This window comes from Caballeronia sp. LZ003, from assembly GCF_031451465.1.
Taxonomy (GTDB): Bacteria; Pseudomonadota; Gammaproteobacteria; order Burkholderiales; family Burkholderiaceae; genus Caballeronia.
In genome coordinates, this window is sequence record NZ_JARUXJ010000131.1 from 1 (window position 1) to 617 (window position 617).

The 617-nt window shown below is 59.0% G+C and carries 1 protein-coding gene and 1 pseudogene; both read right to left on the reverse strand.

The window, feature by feature from the left end:
- Nucleotides 1–143 (reverse strand): annotated as a pseudogene (locus tag QCE79_RS33420) (phage late control D family protein); the annotation flags it as partial.
- A 2-nt stretch (nt 144–145) separates the two neighbouring features.
- Entirely contained in the window at nt 146–553 is a 408-nt protein-coding gene (locus tag QCE79_RS33425; protein WP_309851778.1) for a phage tail protein, read from the reverse strand.
- Between the last annotated feature and the right edge of the window lie 64 nt (nt 554–617).

Sequence of the window (617 nt, forward strand, 5' to 3'; positions counted from 1 at the left end):
AGATCAAGCGTGTCAGATTCTTCAGCGCGTGACTCCGAGAGCGTCAAGCTGATGAGCTTGGGCGCGATCTGGCGCGACAGATCACGGCCGTCGAGCGTGATGCGGTAGTCGGCTTGAGGCTGCGAGCGTGCGTGCACGGTCATGCTCAGGAACCTTGCGCATTGGCCAACGCATCGTCATCGACACGCTTGATCGATAGATTGAACTCGATCTTGCGGGCAACACCATCACGCGTGTGATACGTCGCCGTCTCATTGAGACTCTCAATGACGAACGCACCATACACCGTGCCCGCGCCGTCAACAAGCACATACGCGTCACCTGCGTCGCCCATTTTCGCGAGCTCATCCAACGATGCGATGGTCCCGATTGCATTGTCTTGCGCGACCATGCCGTTGAGCGTGATCGTGTCGTCGCCCACGCCGACGTATTGACTTGCGTCACGCGCGCCAATGCGCGAACTGGATCGATGCTTCCAGTTGCGCTGCCGTTGCAGCTCCTTGAACGGCGCAGTTTTGAGACTGAAGACGAACTGTCCAAGCGACATCATCATGACGACTCTCCGGTGCTCACGAACGGTCCAGGAGGCTTGAGCCCAAGCGCGACTGCTTCGCGCG

Bases quoted from the DNA above. Each gene is read 5' to 3' on its own strand.
- QCE79_RS33425 (WP_309851778.1), bottom strand. From the start codon at position 553: ATGATGATGTCGCTTGGACAGTTCGTCTTCAGTCTCAAAACTGCGCCG.